The organism is Xanthomonas sp. CFBP 8152 (assembly GCF_014199025.1).
Classification (GTDB): domain Bacteria; phylum Pseudomonadota; class Gammaproteobacteria; order Xanthomonadales; family Xanthomonadaceae; genus Xanthomonas; species Xanthomonas arboricola_B.
Genome location: NZ_JACHNO010000015.1, coordinates 1 through 1203, shown reverse-complemented (window position 1 = coordinate 1203; position 1203 = coordinate 1). Strand labels below are relative to the sequence as shown.

At 61.4% G+C, this 1203-nt stretch carries 2 protein-coding genes; both read right to left on the bottom strand.

The annotated features are described in order from the left end of the window. Positions 1–32: 32 nt before the first annotated feature. Positions 33–920: an IS3 family transposase gene (locus tag FHT09_RS20070; protein ID WP_343205073.1), complete on the bottom strand. Its 888-nt coding sequence runs from the start codon at positions 918–920 to the stop codon at positions 33–35. Next, positions 872–1135, bottom strand: a complete 264-nt coding sequence (locus tag FHT09_RS20505; RefSeq protein WP_011035652.1) for a transposase — start codon at positions 1133–1135, stop codon at positions 872–874. Before FHT09_RS20505 ends, FHT09_RS20070 begins: the two co-directional genes overlap by 49 nt. Between the last annotated feature and the right edge of the window lie 68 nt (positions 1136–1203).

Here is a 1203-nt window from a genome sequence, read left to right as displayed (position 1 = left end):
CGACATCCCCCCGCCCTGAGTAGCGGCTTGGTTTAGAGTCCGGGGGTAATGATATCGGTGTTGGCCAGATGTTGGGCATAAGCAGCCGGGGTCATGCCGCCGATTGCTTTTTTGGGTCGGTCCTCGTTGTATTCGCGTCGCCAGCGTTCGATCTCAGTGCGCGCGTGCAGCAACGTCGGGAACCAGTGCTCGTTGAGGCATTCGTCGCGTAGTCGGCCGTTGAACGATTCAACATAGGCGTTTTGATTTGGCTTGCCGGGTTGGATTAGCCGTAGTTGCACACCACGGGCATGTGCCCAGGCGACCATTGCCTTGCCGCAAAATTCCTTGCCGTTGTCAGTTCGGATGACGTGAGGCAAACCGCGGCTGTGCGCGAGCCGATCCAGCACGCCCGTCGCGCCATGGCCCGAGATTGCGCGCTCCACCTCGATGGCGACCGCTTCGTGCGTGGCGTCGTCCACGATCACCAAACACTTGAGCACCCGACCTTCGGCAGTGCGGTCGAACACGAAGTCCATCGACCACACCTGGTTGGCCTGCGATGGCCGCAGCAGCGGCTGACGCTCGCCCACCGGGACCTTCTTGCGCTTGCGCCGTCGGACCTGTAGCTGCTGTTCGCGGTACAACCGCTCCACGCGTTTGTAGTTCACGATGCGCCCTTCCTGTCGCAGTTTGAGATAGATCATCCCCACGCCATAGCGGCGATGGCGATGCGCCAGCGCAAGAATGCGCTCGCGCAGTTCGCCATTGCGATCTTCGCGCGGGCAATAGCGCAGGGCACTGGCGCTCATGCCGATCGCTGCCAAGGCGCGACGCTCGCTGGCACCACTCCCGATCCACTCGCGCACCAGCGTACGACGCGCCGGTGCGCTCACCACTTTTTTCGCAGTGCATCCTTGATCAGGTCGTTCTCGAACAATTGCTCGGCCAGCAACTTCTTCAGACGCGCGTTCTCGGACTCGAGGTCCTTGAGCCGCTTGGCATCGGGCACGCTCATCCCGCCGAACTTGCTGCGCCACAGGTAGTACGAGGCCTCGCTGAAGCCATGGCGCCGGCACAGGTCCTTGATCGCCACGCCGCTTTCGGCTTCGCGCAGAAAGCCGATGACCTGCTCGTCAGTAAAACGTTTCTTCACGTCCAATCTCCTCGGGGTAGGGAATTGGACTCCAAACTGAGGCGCTACTCAAAATTGGGTGGACGTCG